10 protein-coding genes are annotated in these 16,137 nt (G+C 62.8%); 2 read left to right on the plus strand and 8 right to left on the minus strand.

The genetic code is table 11. The features are described from left to right. Positions 1 to 512 precede the first annotated feature (512 nt). Both ssnA and ygfK read right to left on the minus strand, forming a co-directional pair. A complete protein-coding gene (ssnA, locus tag I6N93_RS10690; protein ID WP_085689827.1) occupies positions 513 to 1,841 on the minus strand; it encodes a putative aminohydrolase SsnA in 1,329 nt (442 codons plus the stop codon). A gap of 3 nt (positions 1,842 to 1,844) precedes the next feature. Next, on the minus strand, positions 1,845 to 4,952 hold the full coding sequence (gene ygfK / locus I6N93_RS10695) for a putative selenate reductase subunit YgfK (RefSeq protein ID WP_085689825.1): 3,108 nt from the start codon (positions 4,950 to 4,952) through the stop codon (positions 1,845 to 1,847). A gap of 433 nt (positions 4,953 to 5,385) precedes the next feature. Between ygfK and I6N93_RS10700 the strand changes: the two genes are divergently transcribed. Then, positions 5,386 to 6,195 carry an XdhC family protein gene (locus tag I6N93_RS10700; RefSeq protein WP_085689840.1) on the plus strand — a complete coding sequence of 270 codons (810 nt, stop codon included), beginning with the start codon at positions 5,386 to 5,388 and terminating at the stop codon, positions 6,193 to 6,195. Here the strand turns inward: I6N93_RS10700 and hydA are convergent. Together hydA and dpaL are read right to left on the minus strand one after the other, a co-directional pair. Further along, a complete protein-coding gene (gene hydA, locus I6N93_RS10705; RefSeq protein WP_085689823.1) occupies positions 6,187 to 7,587 on the minus strand; it encodes a dihydropyrimidinase in 1,401 nt (466 codons plus the stop codon). The two genes, I6N93_RS10700 and hydA, sit on opposite strands and share 9 nt — an antisense overlap. 29 nt (positions 7,588 to 7,616) lie before the next feature. After that, entirely contained in the window at positions 7,617 to 8,813 is a 1,197-nt protein-coding gene (gene dpaL / locus I6N93_RS10710) for a diaminopropionate ammonia-lyase (RefSeq protein WP_085689838.1), read from the minus strand. Positions 8,814 to 9,112: 299 nt separating this feature from the next. Here dpaL and I6N93_RS10715 point away from each other — a divergent pair, with 299 nt between their 5' ends. Further along, positions 9,113 to 10,864 carry a sigma-54 interaction domain-containing protein gene (locus tag I6N93_RS10715; protein ID WP_085689821.1) on the plus strand — a complete coding sequence of 584 codons (1,752 nt, stop codon included), beginning with the start codon at positions 9,113 to 9,115 and terminating at the stop codon, positions 10,862 to 10,864. Positions 10,865 to 10,874: 10 nt separating this feature from the next. On the opposite strand, the gene I6N93_RS10720 is transcribed toward I6N93_RS10715, so the two are convergent. The 4 genes from I6N93_RS10720 to I6N93_RS10735 are packed head-to-tail and all read right to left on the minus strand — an operon-like array spanning position 10,875 to position 16,116. Continuing rightward, the gene (locus I6N93_RS10720) at positions 10,875 to 11,522 is read right to left on the minus strand and encodes an NTP transferase domain-containing protein (protein ID WP_232100005.1); all 648 of its coding nucleotides are present in this window, start codon (positions 11,520 to 11,522) and stop codon (positions 10,875 to 10,877) included. After that, entirely contained in the window at positions 11,462 to 11,920 is a 459-nt protein-coding gene (locus I6N93_RS10725) for a (2Fe-2S)-binding protein (protein ID WP_085689819.1), read from the minus strand. Before I6N93_RS10725 ends, I6N93_RS10720 begins: the two co-directional genes overlap by 61 nt. Positions 11,921 to 11,923: 3 nt before the next feature. Continuing rightward, complete coding sequence (locus I6N93_RS10730; protein WP_085689817.1) at positions 11,924 to 15,154, minus strand: molybdopterin cofactor-binding domain-containing protein; 3,231 nt, start codon at positions 15,152 to 15,154, stop codon at positions 11,924 to 11,926. Positions 15,155 to 15,156: 2 nt separating this feature from the next. Continuing rightward, on the minus strand, positions 15,157 to 16,116 hold the full coding sequence (locus I6N93_RS10735) for an N-carbamoyl-D-amino-acid hydrolase (RefSeq protein WP_085689815.1): 960 nt from the start codon (positions 16,114 to 16,116) through the stop codon (positions 15,157 to 15,159). Positions 16,117 to 16,137: the final 21 nt, after the last annotated feature.

Consider the following 16,137-nt stretch of genomic DNA (forward strand, 5'->3'; position numbering starts at 1 on the left):
TACGAGTGCACCATGACATAGCGTTCCGGCCTTTTATTGCCCTTACAAAGTGCATGGCTATCTCATTTTTCGGGGCTGAATGATTCGGGGTGAAATAATTGAACCGTCACGAATAGCGTATTCACACAGGGTCTATAGAGGTAACGACAAAGACTTACAGGAACGGCGCGAACCGCGGGATGGGCGGCACGACGCGAGCCATGCGAAGGCAGCCCCGAAATAACCCCTGCGCAGCGCGCAGGGAGCGATAAATAAGACCACGTCGCGATATCATGAGGGGAATAACCCAAAAATTACGCCGAATACCTTATACAAACATCACAGGGTGGATGAGACGAAGGTTTTATTTTATCAGCGGGATAATTATTACGTTAAATATCGCATTTATCATGCCGCGTTATTATTTTCTCCGTACGATAAACCGGCTTTCTCTTATTAATATTAAAACCCTCCGTTTTCATGGAGGGTCGCTACGGGTTCGAGTAAACCGAATAGGATCCCGCCGGTTTTTTTCAGGCCGAATTATCCATCCGCCGCCACAGTTTTTTCGCTTCACGGCGGGCGTGGAAATAAATTTCCTCGACGTCAAACGGAAAACGGCGGTCTTCATACACCCACTGGCCCGCCACCATCACGCTATGCACGCTGGCGGCGTTGAGCGCGAACGCCAGATGCCCGGCCAGATTTTCCGCGCAGAGCGGCGTCGGCGAAAGATAATCGCAGATCGTGAAATCCGCCTGATAGCCCGCGGCCAGCGCGCCGAACGCGGCGTCGAAGTTGCGCTCCAGCAGCAGGTTGCCCTGATGCAGAAAGCGCATGAAGCTGTCCGGCCACAGCGCGCCGCCCGCGTCACGGTGTTTGAAATAGGCGAATTTCAGCTCTTCAAACATATCGGCGCCGATGCCGTCCGTCCCCAGCGCCACATGGCGATATTCGGCCAGCCGGGCGTGGTAGCCCACCTGATTGTTCATGTTGGAGCGCGGATTATGCGCCAGACAGGCATCCACGCTATTTATCACCGCCGCATCCTCGGCGGAAAGATAAAGCCCGTGCGCAACCAGGCTTTTATCATTGAGCACGCCCGCGTGCGCCAGCCGCATCATAGGATCTAAGCCGTAACGATGATGACTGTGGGAAACGTCGTAGCGATCCTCCGCCACATGGAGATGCAGCCCGCGGCCGGTCGTCCGCACCGCATCCGCCAGCAATTCCAACCCGGCATCGCTCACCGTGAACGGCGCATGCGCGCCGATATGCGCTTCGACCAGATACGGCGCGCAACCCGATTTTTTATCCCGATCGAGACGGCGCGCAAAGCGGACGTTCTCTTCCACCCCGCGTCGCAGTTCATCCAGTCCGCCGTTGCGGTCGGTCGTTTCATAGCAGGTCATGCCGCGCAGCCCGGCGGTAAGGAATCCCCGGCGTAAGATATCCAGCGATCCGTCAATCAGCGACGGGGAAGCGTGATGGTCGATCACCGCCGTACAGCCGTGCTTGATGGCCTCCAGCGAACACACCAGCCCGCTGTAATACAAAGACGCTTCATCCAGCGCGCGATCCAGCTTCCACCACAGATTTTTCAACGTGGAGATGAAGTCGGGACATGGGTCGATTTGCGCCAGAATGCCCCGCGCCAGCCCAGAGTAAAAATGGTTGTGGGCGCAGACGAGACCCGGCATAACCAGCCGTCCCCGCATCTCTTTCACCGCCGCCGCCGGATAGCGCGCCGTCAGCGCGTTTCCCACGGCGACGATCGCCGCGCCTTCAATGGCGATATCCACGCCCTCCTCCACCCAGACGGGCTCAAACTGCACCGCCGTCGCATTACGTAAAATCAGCATACGTTACTCCTCCACCCCGCCCAGCAAATAGTGATGATCCCGATATACCGTGGTGATGACCCGGCACAGGTCAGCCAGCGCCGGCGGCGCGTCCGCGATCGCGCCGTGGGGGTCGATCGCCAGGCGGTAAATCCGCTGTTCGTGGCGCACCAAAACGCCGTCCCCATCCAACAGGAAACCGGGATTGCGGCTGGCGGCGAAATCCTGCCGCAAATTGAAGAGCGTGACTTTATCCCGGTACGGTTTGCCGTCCCACGGACAAAACTGAGCGCAGTTGCCGCATTCATTGCAATAGGCATCGATGTGCAGCGTTTGGAAACGGTCGCGAAAGCCGGGCACGGCGATGGAGACATTGGCGCGATTGGGGCACACGTCCACGCACTTGGCGCACACATAGTTGCAGGACAGGCAGCGTTGCGCTTCCTGCCGGGCGAACGCCTCCGGCGCATCCGCGCCGAGCCGGCTCACCGCCAGTTCCCCCTTGCGGCGGTAGATATCGGCGGGGTCGGTATTCAGCCAGCGTTTGGCGGCGTGATCGTCATGGATATTTTCCCGGCGCAGAATTTCGTCGGCCGCGCGCCGCGCGGCCCCTATCGCCGCGACAATCGAGGCCGGGCCGCTGTGCGCATCGCCAATCAGAAAGACATTGTCGCGCTCGGTTTCCTGCGTTTGACGGTTCACCAGCGGCAGGCCGTCGGCCGCCAGCGGGATCCCCATCCGCGCCAGCGCGGCGTAGTCCGGCTCTTCGCCGATGGCCGAGATAAGCGCATCCAGATGCAGCAGCTCAGTACGTTCGGTCGCCGACGGACGAGCTCTGCCCTGCGCATCCGGCTCGCCGGGCTGCATGACGCGCAGCGTGACCGCGCCGTCCGCATCGAAACGTTCCGGATCCACCCAGAAGCGAAACGTCGCCCCGGCGCGCCGCGCCGCCTCCACCTCTTCACGCCAGGCGGGCATATCCTTATCCCCTCGCCGGTAGAGCACCGTCACCCGCTCCACGCCGGGTACGCGCAGCGCGGCGCGCGCGCAGTCCATCGCGGTATTGCCCGCGCCGATCACCCCGACGGAACGGCCGAGCGAGAGCGGCTCTTGACGATTGAAACGGCGGAGGAACTGGAACGACGGCCACACGGCGGTATTGTCCCCCGCCAGCGCCGCTTCGCGGCTGCGATATGCGCCGGTCCCTACGCAAACATAGGGATACCCGCGCCGACGCAGCGCCTCTATCGTCAACTCGCCGTCGCAACCATACTCAAACCGCACGCCGTGCCGGGCGATGAAGTCGATATCGTGCCGGATCTTCTCCGCCGGGATACGGAACCGCGGTACGATGTGGCGCACCACGCCGCCCGCGCTGCGCTCCCGTTCGAACACGGTGACCGGGTGTCCCGCCCGGGCCAGAAAATACCCCGTAGCCAGACCCGCCGGCCCAGCCCCGATAACCGCCGCTGGGCGGCGACTGCCCGAACCGGCCGGTCGGCGCCAGCGGCGTTGATATTCCGCCCACCCTTTTTCCAACACGATGCGTTTGATTTCCCGGATGTTCAACGCGCCGTCGTAATCCAGCCGGGTGCAGTTGGACTGACACTGATGATCGCAAATATGGCCGGTGATCGCGGGAAGCGCGTTACGCTGATAGATCAGCGCCAGCGCCTCGGCGTAACGCCCCGCCCCCGCCAGACGCAGATATTCAGGAATGTCCTGATGAATAGCGCAGGCGCTGACGCAGGGCGCGACATAGCAGTCCGCGGCCGGCAAAACGCCGCCCGCCGCTATCGTCTCGTCCCGTTTCCAGGATTTTTGATGATAATCCGCCGTCAGCGCGGCGCGCGCCAGCGTCTCCAGCCGGTCGACATTCACCGAGGTCATCTCCCAGCCCGCAGAGGTCTCCAATTCCCGCGCGCAGGCGGCCAGGCGCAGGTAGCCGCCGGGTTTGAGCAGATCCGTCGCCATCGTGATGGGGTGAATGCCGGTTTCATGAATAGCGCGGATATTGATCTGGCTGGCGCCGCCGGAGTAAGAGATGGGAAGCCGTCCCTGAAAATGGCGCGACAAGACGGCGGCGACGTTAATCGACAGCGGAAACAGCGCCCGGCCCGACATGTACATCTCCTCTCCCGGCAGGCGCCGCTTATGGTTGCCGGCGCCCAGCGTATTGGTGAGTTTGACCCCGAATCCCAATCCCTGCTGACGCGCCAACGTCAGCAGGCGCTCCAGCATGGCCAGCGCCCGTTCAAGCGGAAGATCATGCAAAAAAGACTTTTCTTTCAACTGGATATAGTTGAATCCGCAGCCATCCAGAATCTCACGCACCCGCGAGTAGCCGAGCAGCGTGGGGTTCAGCTTCACAAACGTATGCAGTTTTTTCTCTTCAAGGAGGTAACGGCAAATGGCTTCGATTTCATCGGGCGGGCACCCATGCATCGTGGATAGCGTCACGCTGGTGACCAGCCGGGAAGGGATGCGATCAGGCAGCGTCGACAGCGCAGTCGGCGACTCCCGCCCGGCGATGTCCCGCAGCAAATCGACGTGAGCGACCCAATGCGCGAGCGTCCGGCGATAGCGCTGAAAGGCGGGCGTATCGACGGCCCCCATCATGGTCGCCATAAAGGTCTGCATCGGGGCCTGTTGAAGGCCTTTCAGGTCATAGCCCACGCTCATATTGAAAATAAACGATCGCCCCTGTTCCGCGGAGCGAGGCGCGAACAGACACTCCAGCAGCCACAGCGCGAACCACGCCTTGAGGTATTCGTCGGCGGCTTTCGCCAGCGTGAACTCGGTGGACCACTCGGTATTAAACCCTTCGTCTTCGGCGTCGATGCACGGTTTATCCAGCGTCAGCCGATCCAGAATCTGGACCGTTTTCAATTCGATGAAACTGCCGCCGGTCAGCCAGGCGGTAATGATATTTTGCGCTAACTGCGTGTGCGGCCCGGCCGCCGGCCCCACCGGGGTGTCGCAGACTTCGCCGAACACGCGCATTTGCCGGGCGGGATGACGGCGATAAAACTGACGCTCGGGAATGCCGAAAATAGAGCGGCTTTGCCGGTATTCGGAAAACATTCTTTCCAGCAGCGACTCGAACGGAATGGGACGCATCACATCACCCACATGGCTCTCCTTGATGACTTGTTCTTGGAATAAACAACGAGACGGCGCCGCGTTAAGCTGAAAACGCCGCGCCGGCGCGAAGGGTTATCTCCTTGGTTTCACAGGCCGGGTTTTACGGACCTGCGGCAGATTTTTATAACCAAAAGCAATATGCAGGCCAGAAATGGGACGCATGACGGGCGGTAACGGGGGAGGCGCGCGCCTTAGCGCGTTGAGCGGATCAGATGAAATCGCGATGGCGGTGACGCCGGGCCGATATCTTTCGGTTCAGCGTGATAATTTTCGCAAAGAGAGCGGCTCGATTCTCATTTTGAGAAAAACGCCGAAAACGTACTCGCCCCGCCGTCGCTTCGCCTCCCGCTTTACGACGGGGCGTTCACGGGCACAAAATTTGCATCGTCGGATCACCCCCATGACACACGCGAGGTACGGAATGAGGCTATTTGCTCACGCAGCGGAATTGGAAAAAAACAACCGGGCTTTCGCCTTCATCCACATCGTGGAATGCCGTGGATCGACGCCCCGCCACAGCGCCAGCATGCTGGTCGATGAGGACGGCAACCGCTTCGGCACCATCGGCGGAGGGATGATGGAACGGCGGGTGCTGGAAGAAGCGAAAGAGGCGCTGGCGCAGGGAGAATCCCGCCTGTTCAGCGGTCGCATGGCGCGTCAGGGCGACGGGGCGGTCGGCTCGGACTGCGGCGGGACGATAAAGGTGCATATCGCGGTCCAGCCGCGCCGCCCGCAGCTGATTCTGATCGGCGCCGGTCACGTAAACCGGGCCATCGCCGCAGCCGCCGAGCCGCTGGACTTCGAGATCACGCTGGTGGATACCTGGCGGGAGAATCTGGAGCATCCCGATCTCCCCGCCGACAGCCGCAAATTATGCGCCGACAGTTTTACCGCCGGTCTCCGGCAGTTGACGTTGGACGGACACTGCTATGTGGTGATCGCCACCAATCATCAGGATAAAGAGGCGCTGACGCAGACCATCGGCAAGCCGGTCCGTTATCTGGGGCTGTTGGCCAGCCGGCGCAAGCTGCAAACCTTCCGCGCCGAGCTGAAAAAAGACGGCGTTGACGCCGCCGATCTGGCGGCGCTGCGCTCGCCCATCGGGCTGGATATCGGCGCGGAAACGCCGGCGGAGATCGCCATCAGCGTGCTGGCGGAGCTATTGCAGGTGAAAAACGGCGCCAGCGCGGCCTCGCTTCAATCGACCACGCTGACGGTGGTGTCACCCTAGCGCGTCGGCGGCCGGCGCGCGGAACGGCCGGCGGCGCAGAAAGCGCCCATGCCCTGCGCGTCCTGAGAAAACGCCGTCCCGCCAGACGATCGTTCCCCGGCTCAGGGTCATGACCGGCCAACCGCGGCATGTCATGCCCTCGTAGGGGGAGTAGTCGCCGTTATCATGCATGTCGTCATGGCGCAGCGTGACGCGGCGTTGGGGATCGAACACCACCAGATCGGCATCCGCGCCGGGCAGCAGGCTGCCCTTGCGCGGCCACAGGCCGAAGAGCTGCGCCGGGCGGGCGCTGGTCAGCGCGACAAACCGCTCAGCGCTGATACGCCCGGTCGCCACGCCGCTGGAGTACAGCAGCGCCAGACGATTTTCCACCCCCGGCAGCCCGTTGGGACAACGGCTGAAATCCCCGCCGGAAAGCGCCCGGCGTTGGCTCAGGGAAAAATGGCAGTGATCGGTCGCCAGCGTCGCTATGCCGCCGTCCGCCACCCCTTGCCACAGCGCCGCCTGCTCCTCCGGCCCGCGCAAAGGCGGGCTGAGGATATACTTCAGCCCATCGGGCTCCAGATAGCGGCGGTCGTCCAACAGCAGATACTGCGGACAGGTTTCGGCCCACACCGGCTGATTACGACGTTGGGCCAGCCGCAGGTAATCCAGACCCAGCCCATTGGAGAGGTGGACGATATAGAGCGGCGCGCAGTCCGCCAGCGCCGCCAGATTGATCATGCGCGCGATCGCCTCCGCCTCACAGGCGACAGGACGGCTCAAGGCATGATAAATGGGCGCGGTTTTCCCCTGTTGCAGCAACGCATCGCGGCGCAGGCGGATCGCCGCATCGTTCTCGGGGTGTACCGTGGCGAGCGCCTCCACCTGACGCAGCCGCTGCAACGCCCGCAGTATCGCCGTGTCGTCCAGCTTATACTGATAGGTTAGGTAGAGTTTAAAGCTGCTGATCCCCTCCTGTTCCACCATCGAGGCCATTTCATCCAAAATCGCGTCGTCTACGTGCTGAACCACGCCGTGGAAGCTGTAGTCGATCACCGCCTGACCTTTCGCGTAGGCATGGTAGCTCGCCAGCGGGTCATGCAGGCGACAGCCCGGCGGGCCGAACCCCATGTGATCGATAATCGTGGTCGTGCCGCCGCATGCCGCCGCGCGGGTGCCGGCATAAAAATCGTCGCAGCTGCGCCCGATACCGACATCGATGTTGAAATGGGTATGCGCATCAACGCCGCCCGGCATCACCTGACAGCCCGCGACGTCGATCACGTCCGTCTCCGGCGTGACGGCGATATCGGGACCGCGCTGCGCGATGCGCCCCTGGTCGATCAATAGATCTTCCTGATATCGTCCCTGATGGTCGATCAGCGTACCGCCCTTGAGTAACCGTGGCATAAGACTCTCCTGTTGCCGCCGAGGGAGAATTAACGCATTGCCGGAAGGCCTTCCCACACCACTTCCCGATAGTGTTGACGGTCCGTATCGCCTTCGGAGCTGATCGCCAATACGCAGGACGAGGCGTCCAGCCGTAGCCGGTCCATCAGCGCCTGACGCTGGGGACTGTGCAATATCGCCGCCAGCACGCCCATGCCGACGGCCCCGGACTCGCCGGAAACGATGCGGGGGTCGCGCCCGAGCGGATTGCCTAAAACCCGCATCCCCAGCGCCGTCACCCGGTCTTCACAGGAGATAAACTGACGGGCGCAATCGCGCAGCCGCGGCCAACCCAACGGATTCGGCTCGCCGCAGGCCAGCCCCGCCATCATGGTGTCCATCGCGCCGCCCAGGGCGACGATTTCGCCTTGTTGTGCGGAACGAAACAGGCAGTCGGCGCGCTCCGGCTCCACGATCGCCGTATGCAGCGACTCGGCGCCGTAACGGTCGACCAGATGATCCAGAACGCCCGCCGCCATCGCCCCCACGCCGGCCTGTAGAAAGACGTGCGTCGGCGCAGGCCACTCGCGCTCGGCGATCTGCTCGACCGTTTCGACCGCCAGCGTCCCGTAGCCCTGCATAATCCAGGCGGGGATCTTTTCGTAACCCGACCAGGCGGTGTCCTGCACCACCTCCCACCCGTTCTCCTGCGCGGTGTGCAGGGTCAGCCGCACGGTGTCGTCGTAATTCATGTCGGTGACGATACACTCAGCTCCCAGGCGAGTGATATGGGCCACGCGTTCGGCTGACGCCCCCTTCGGCATATACACCACCGCGCGCTGCCCCAGCGCGTTGGCCGCCCAGGCCACTCCGCGGCCGTGATTGCCGTCCGTCGTCGTGGCGAAGGTGAGGCGTTCCGGCAAGGCCGCCCGGCCTTGTTCAAACGAGAAATCCGCCAGCGCGAGGTGATATTTTTCGCAGACGCAGCGGGCGATGGCGTACGCGCCGCCGAGGATTTTGAACGCATTCAGGCCGAAGCGCTGAGACTCGTCTTTCACCCATACCCGCCCTACGCCGAGCGCGGCGGCAAAAGCCTCCAGCGAGTACAACGGCGTCGGGGCGTAGCCCGGCATCCGCCGGTGAAAGGCCCGCGCCTGCTCCGCCTGTTCCCGGCCGAACAGCGCCGCTCCCCGTGGAGTAAAGTGAGCGTTATCGGCGATGCGCATTCGTAGTGAAAACGTAGACATAATCGGTATCCTGATGATGTTGATGGCATTATTCATCTCAACAGGTTCAATATCCGTGCCAGTTTGTCGTTGCGGCGCCCGCCGCGATGCCGAATAATCGAAAACCGGAAACGTCGAGATATCGCGCCGCACGGCGTGAGCGCTCACGCCGTCGTTCCGGGAAATATTCCGCATAGACGGATGTTTTTGCGCCGTATCACGATAGGTGAAAAAAGAAGGCGTATTCTCAAAATGAGAAACGCCGTGCGGCATCCGCCTTTCCGGCAAGACTCGAATTCATTCACCACAAGAGCGTACCCATGACGAGCCAAGCCCTGTCACTGATGAACCTTCAGCCCACGATCACGCATTTCACGCAGATGCTCAGCCAGGTCCTGGGGCTGGAAGTCGAAATCGTCGATAACCGCTTGCTGCGCGTAGCGGGGAGCGGCCCGTATCGTTCCCGCATCGGCCACCCGCCGGAGCACAGACACCTGCTGCAATACGTCGTGGATCACAAGAAAGAGAAGGTGGTCATTCATTCGCGGCACGACCCCGTTTGCCGGCGCTGCGGGGAATTCGGCCGCTGCGGCGAGCTGGCCTTTCTCGGCCTGCCGGTAATGCATGAAGGCGTCTGTCTCGGGGTGATCAGCCTCGCGGCAATCACCCCGGAACAGCAGCGGCGATTACAGGAAAACATCGACGTATTTTCAGATTACGTCCGCCATGTTTCCTCGCTGCTGATGGCCAACCTGACGAAAAGCCCCGCGGCGCGCCACGATATGGACGCGTTGTTCACCACGCTGATCAACAGCATGGATCAGGGCATTCTGGCGCTGGACGAGCACGGCATGATGACCTTCGCCAACCAGAACGCGCTGACGCTGCTCAATGCCCGTCGGGAGACGCTGGCCCAAGGTCCGATCGCCATTCGGCCGCTGGTCGCGAGTAAAGACTTCGCCAACGGCAATGCCCAGCATGTGGTCGCCTTCGCAAACCGGCAGGAAGTGGTGATCGGACAGCACCATCGCGGCAACGCCTTGCAGCTGTTTCTCTTCGCCTTTCATCAGTCCGAACGCCCCGCGCCGATCGATGCCGCGGACAGCGAACCCCGCATCGGTCCATTTATCGGCCATGCGCCGGCCATCCAGACGCTGAAGCAGCGCATCGCGCGTTTTGCCGACAGCCCGTCCAGCATCATGATCACCGGGGAAAGCGGCAGCGGCAAAGAGATGCTGGCGCGGGCGATCCACCAGCTGGGGCGGCGCGGCGCGCGGCCTTTCGTCGCCATCAACTGTGCGGCGATCCCGGAACATCTGCTGGAAAGCGAACTGTTCGGCTACGTCAAAGGCGCGTTTACCGGCGCGGCTCCCAACGGCAAGGCCGGGCTGATTCAGTCCGCTCACGGCGGCACGCTGTTTCTCGATGAAATCGGCGATATGCCGCTGACATTGCAGGCCAAACTACTGCGGGTGCTGGAAACGCGCGAGGTCATGCCGCTGGGCGCCGCCAAGCCGGTGGCCGTCGATATCCGCATTGTCTCCGCCACGCATCAGGATTTAGCGCGGGCGATCGCAGACGGCGCGTTCCGTGAAGATCTCTACTACCGCCTGAAGGTGATCCCGATCGAGATCCCCCCGTTGCGGGAACGTACGGAAGACATTGAGCTGCTGGCGCACCATTTTCTCAATCTGCACACCCTGCGTATCGGCAGCACCTACCCCGGCGTCAGCCGGGAGGTCATGGCGCTGCTGAGGCATTATCGCTGGCCGGGCAATGTGCGCGAATTGAGTAATCTGATGGAGTATCTGGTGAATATCGTGCCCGACGGCGAAGTGATCGACCCGACGCTGCTGCCGCCCCATTTTCATCAAGCGGGGCCGGCGGCCACGCCGCCCACGGCCGCCGCGACGCGCGCTGGTGCTCCCAGCCTGAAGCAGTGGGAGCACCAGCGCATCGAGGACGCGTTGCGCCGCGGCATCGGTAAAAAACAGCTGGCGCAGGAGCTGGAGATCAGCCTGGCCACCCTGTATCGGAAAATCAAAAAGTACGGGCTGAGCGATCTTCGCTAGCCCGATGGGATTAGCGGCGCCGGAGCAGCCGCTGATACTGTTCCGGCGTATCCATATCCCAATGAATCGCGCCGTCCGCCACCGGCACCCGCCGTTGCCCGTGGCGCGCGATCAACGCCTTCATCGAGGCGTCGTCCGCCGCCGCCAGCACCGCCTCGCGCATGGCGGGCGGCAACAGCACCGGGTGCCCTTTCCCCTGCGCGTATTCCGGCACCAGACAGACGCCGTCGCGCCGTCGCCACAGCGCACGGTAGACCTCGCCGCTGACCGCGGGCATATCCCCCAACGCGAGAAAGAAATAGCCGTCGTCCAACGCCGCCGCGCCGCAGCGAATGGAAGAGAACATCCCCTGCGTGAAGTCCTCATTGTGCCGCAGGGTAATGCGCGAATGGCCGCCATAGCGCCAGCTTAACTCCGCGCCGCGAAAGCCGGTCACCAGCACGACGCGATCGCAGAAAGAGAGCGCCGCGCCCAGCGCGCCGTCGAGCACCGTGCCTTCTCCCCAGGGCAGCATCATTTTCCACTGCCCCATGCGGCTGGAAAGCCCCGCCGCCAGCATCAGGCAGACCTTGGGCGTCGTCGCGTCCGCGCCGAGGGTCACCGGGCCAATACCGCTTTGATGGAGGTGATGATCGGCTGATAACCGGTGCAACGGCACAGGTTGCCTTCCAGCGCCTCGCGGATCTCTTCGTCGTTCGGTTGCGGGTTGGCGGCCAGCAGCGCCCTGGCGCTGATCAGCATGCCGGGCGTGCAGAAACCGCACTGGACGCCGCCGTGGCGGACAAAAGCCTGTTGCAGTTTCACCCCCACCGGGTCGTGATGCAGCGCTTCCACCGTCATGATGTCTGCGCCGTCGCACTGGGCGACCAGCAGCAGACACGAACAGACCGCGCGCCCGTTCATCATCACCGAGCACGCGCCGCACTCCCCGACCGAACACCCTTCCTTCGTGCCGGTCAGACGGCGCGTTTCCCGCAGGTAGTCCAGCAGGCGAGTATTATCGTCAACGCTGGCCCGCACCCGAACGCCGTTGATTTTCATTTCTACATCCATCATGTGTTACTCCTGCGCCGCCAGTTCCGTCATCACCTGCCGGAACATATCGAGATAAACCGGAATTTTGTAAGGGGCTGACCACCGGCCGCCGATCGCCTGCGTCATCATCGTTTCCAGCGCCGCCGCCGCGCGATCAATCACCGCCGGCGTCGGCGCGTGGCCCACCAGCGCTTGCTCTACCGCCGTCAGCCGCTGAGGCTTGCCGAACACCGCGCCGTCCACCAGACGGCACAGTTCGATATGTCCGCCCGCTTCCAGCCGGAACAGCGCCGTCAGGCTTTGACGGGTGATATTGACGGCCGCGCGCCGCCCGAGCTGGAGATAGGACGGGCGCAGCTCGCCCGTGGGGGGCGGCGGCAGAATAATGCGGGTCACCAATTCGCCGGCCCGCAGCTGGGTGCGGTAACCGCCGGTGATAAAAGCGTCGAGCGGAACTCGGCGGCTCGCTGCGGCGGAACGGAGCTCCACTTCCGCCCGATAGATCATAAGCGGCGGCACGGAATCCGCACAGGGCGCGGCATTGACGATATTGCCCCCGACCGTGGCCCGGTTGCGCAGCTGCAACGACCCGATCGTGCGGCAGGCGGTCACCAGCAGTGGGTAATCACGCATCAAACGCGCGTCCGACGTCAGGTCTGTAAAGCAGGTGCCGGCGCCGATGGAGACCCCCTCGCCCTCTTCGGTTATGCCGCGCAGCTCGCGCAATCCGGAAATATCCACCAGGCGCGCCGGCGTCGTTTTCTGCCGCGCCTGCACCAGGACGTCGGTGCCGCCTGCCAGCGCCTGCGCGCCCTCCTGCGCCAACAGCGCCAACGCCTGCCCCATGCTGGACGGTCGGCTGACCTGCAACGTGTTGAGCCGCAGCACCTGTTTTTGCGCCCCGTCATGCCCCTGGACTTCGCTCTGCCGCGCCGGTTTTTTCAGGTTATAGCCCAGACGCACCTGTTCGAGCGTCAGCGGCAGCGTGCGATTCCAGCGGCCGAGCGCGAAACTCACCGCATTGTTCAGCGCCGCGCCGCCCAGTTCCAGCACCGGTTCGCCGATCACCTTGGCGCCGTAGGGGCCGGCCTTGTCGGGGTTTTCCACCGCGATGACGTTGATGTTAGGGATGTCGCGGATCGTCGGCAGGAGATAGGTGTCGAAATTTTCCGACTTCACCTCCCCGTTTTCGACATTGAGATCTTCCAGCATGCCGTAGCCGATCATGCCTTGCACTACGCCGCCGTACACCTGCCCCTCGAAACCGACGCGGTTGATCACCGCGCCCACGTCATGCACCGCCGTGACAGCCAGCAGCGTGATCTTGCCGGTGCGGGTATCGACCGCCACCTCCGCCGCCTGACACCCATACACCCAGGTGAAATAAGGGCTGCCGCAGCCTTTCTCCTCGTCCCAGTGAATGGAAGGGGCCACATGCCAGCCGTAGGCGGAAAGATTGGCGCCGGCGGCCTTGGTCAGCGTGACGGCCTGACGGAAATCCATACCGCGGCGCGGGTCCGCGCGGTTGAATACCTTGCCGTCGCGCCATATCAGTTCATCGACGCCCGAAGCGCCCAACGATACCCCGATGGCCGCCGCCATGCGCTGTTTAAGCTTGTCCGCCGCGTTGAGCACCGCCTGCCCGCCCATCAGCGTGCCGCGCGAGGCGACCGTGGAGCCGCCGTCGGCAATCATCGCGGTGGCGGGATCGGTAAACATGATCCACGACAGCGGCAGGCCGAAGGCTTCCGCCGCTATCATCGACATGACCGTTTGTAGCCCCTGTCCGTTCTCCGAGACGGCGGTGGAAATATTGACGCTGCCGTCCGCATTGATCTGTATCAGCGCGGACGAGGCATCCAGCCCTTCCGCGCCCAGCGAACACCCCCGGTGACTCAGCGCCAGACCGATGCCGTATTTGATCGGCCCGCCCTCGGCGTTCAACCGCCGGTAACGTTCGCGTTTCTCACTAAAATCGATGTCGTCCGCCGCTTTCGACAGCACCTCGCCGGCGGAAACCGTGTGTTCGCTGAACACCTGCCCCGCCATGCTGGTATCCCCTTGTTGCAGGATATTGCGCCGGCGTAGCTCCAGCGGCGATAACCCCAGCGCGGCCGCCACTTCATCCATCAACGACTCGTTGGCCAGAATGACCTGCGGCGCGCCGAAGCCGCGAAACGCCGAGGTGTAATTGTTGTTGGTGTACACGCCGGTGACCTCCACCCGCACGTTGGGAATGCGGTAGGGTCCCGCCGCCTGTACGGCGCTGCGCCAGGTCACAAAGGGGGTCTGCCCGGCATAGCTGCCGCCGTCCGCCAGCACGTCGATCTTGATGGCCTGAATGCGCGCCTCGTCATCCAACCCGATTTTGTATTTCATCTTGTAGGGATGACGCTTGTAACTCTCCCGCATCGATTGCTCGCGGTTGTAGGTGAACTTCACCGGTCGGCCCGTCAAATGACTCAACAGCGCCGCGCGGCACGCCAGATGGTCGATAATGTCGTCTTTACCGCCGAAGGAACCGCCGAGGACGGCGCGTTTAACGTTCACCCGCGACTGCGGCAAGCCCAGGTATTTCGCCACGAAACCGCGCACGCGATGGGCGTTCTGCACCGACCCGGACAGCGTCATGATTTGTTCGTTATCATCGATCCAGGCGATGATCGATTCCGGCTCGATGTAGGCGTGTTCCTGATACCCCACCTCGTATTCCCGCTCGAAGATGTGGCTGGCGGCCGCAAAACCCGCCTCGATATCGCCTTTGATCGTATGGTGGCGATTAATCACGTTGCCGGCGCTGCCGGGATGGATCGGCCGGGCGTCCGGCTTCAGCGCCTCCTCCACGCGGGTAATGGGCGCATACGGCGTATAGCGCACGCGGATCTTGTCCGCCGCCAGACAGGCCGCCTCATAGGTTTCCGCGGCGATCGCGGCGATCACATCGCCGCGGAACGCGATATTGTCCTTCACCAGCGGGGGGTAATCCGCCATGACCACCCCAATGTGGCTCTCGCCGGGAACATCCCGCCAGGTGGCGATCTTCACGACGCCGGGCACCGCTAAGGCCGCATCGAGGTCGACCGCCTCCACCCGTCCCGCGGCGATATCCGCGTAGCGGCACACGCCGTACAACATGTCTTTCATGACGATGTCGTCACCGTACACCGCGCTGCCTTTGACCTTGCCCAGACCGTCGACGCGCGGGGCTTCACGGCCGATCACCCGTCTGTCCGGCCTATTTTTCACTTCTGTCATGGTCAACCTCTTGGGCGACGCGGACTGCCGTCGGCCAGCAACGTCTCGCCTTTGATCGCGGTGATGGGACCATACGCGCGCGGCTGGCGGTGCAGGTCGAAATTGAAGGTGGTGCGTTTGTAGATCTGGCAGAAATCGAGATCGCAGTGCGCCATCGCCACTTCATCGCCTTTGGTCACGCAGCGTGCGACCACTTCGCCGGAGGGCGCGATCACGCAGCTGCCGCCGATGTGCTCCACGCCCTCTTCCGTTCCCGCTTTCGCCACGCCGACGACCCAGGTCCCGTTCTGATACGCCCCGGCCTGCATAGACAACTGGTTGTGGAACAGCGACAGATCGTCGTGGGCCGGGGCCGGCGCGTTGTGCACCGGCGTGTTGTAGCCGATGAGCACCATTTCCACGCCCTGCAGCCCCATCACGCGGTAGGTTTCGCACCAGCGGCGGTCGTTGCAGATCGCCATGCCGAATAGACCGCCGAAGGCGTTGAATACCGGAAATTCACTGCCCGGCGTGAAGTAGCGTTTCTCCAGATGCTGAAACGCGCGCCAAGGCTCGTGTTCGCGGTGCCCCGGCAGGTGCACCTTATGATATTTGCCGACGATAGCGCCGTTTTTATCCACCAGGATCGCCGTGTTGTAGCGCCGTTTCTCCCCTTGCTCCACGCTCAATTCGGCGTAGCCCAGACAAAATCCCACCTGTAACTCCCTCGCCAGATCGAACAGCGGCTGCGTCTCTTTTCCCGGCATGGCGGCCTCGCACCAGCCGTCCAGCTGCGCTTCATCCTCGGTATACCAGCGCGGGAAGAAGGTGGTGAGCGCCAGCTCGGGGTAGACGATCAAATCCGCCCCCAGTCGATGGGCCTCCCGCATCAGGGTCATCAGCCGTGCCACGACGGCGGCGCGAGAATCGTTTTTATTCACCGGCCCTAACTGGCCGATAGCGACATTGACGTAACGCGCCATAGGTACTTTCTCCTTTATGCA

Origin of the sequence: Lonsdalea populi, assembly GCF_015999465.1 — a bacterium.
Taxonomy (GTDB): Bacteria; Pseudomonadota; Gammaproteobacteria; order Enterobacterales; family Enterobacteriaceae; genus Lonsdalea; species Lonsdalea populi.

Bases quoted from the DNA above. Each gene is read 5' to 3' on its own strand.
- ssnA (WP_085689827.1), bottom strand. From the start codon at position 1,841: ATGCTGATTTTACGTAATGCGACGGCGGTGCAGTTTGAGCCCGTCTGG.
- I6N93_RS10700 (WP_085689840.1), top strand. From the start codon at position 5,386: ATGAGGCTATTTGCTCACGCAGCGGAATTGGAAAAAAACAACCGGGCT.
- hydA (WP_085689823.1), bottom strand. From the start codon at position 7,587: ATGCCACGGTTACTCAAGGGCGGTACGCTGATCGACCATCAGGGACGA.
- dpaL (WP_085689838.1), bottom strand. From the start codon at position 8,813: ATGTCTACGTTTTCACTACGAATGCGCATCGCCGATAACGCTCACTTT.
- I6N93_RS10715 (WP_085689821.1), top strand. From the start codon at position 9,113: ATGACGAGCCAAGCCCTGTCACTGATGAACCTTCAGCCCACGATCACG.
- I6N93_RS10725 (WP_085689819.1), bottom strand. From the start codon at position 11,920: ATGATGGATGTAGAAATGAAAATCAACGGCGTTCGGGTGCGGGCCAGC.
- I6N93_RS10730 (WP_085689817.1), bottom strand. From the start codon at position 15,154: ATGACAGAAGTGAAAAATAGGCCGGACAGACGGGTGATCGGCCGTGAA.
- I6N93_RS10735 (WP_085689815.1), bottom strand. From the start codon at position 16,116: ATGGCGCGTTACGTCAATGTCGCTATCGGCCAGTTAGGGCCGGTGAAT.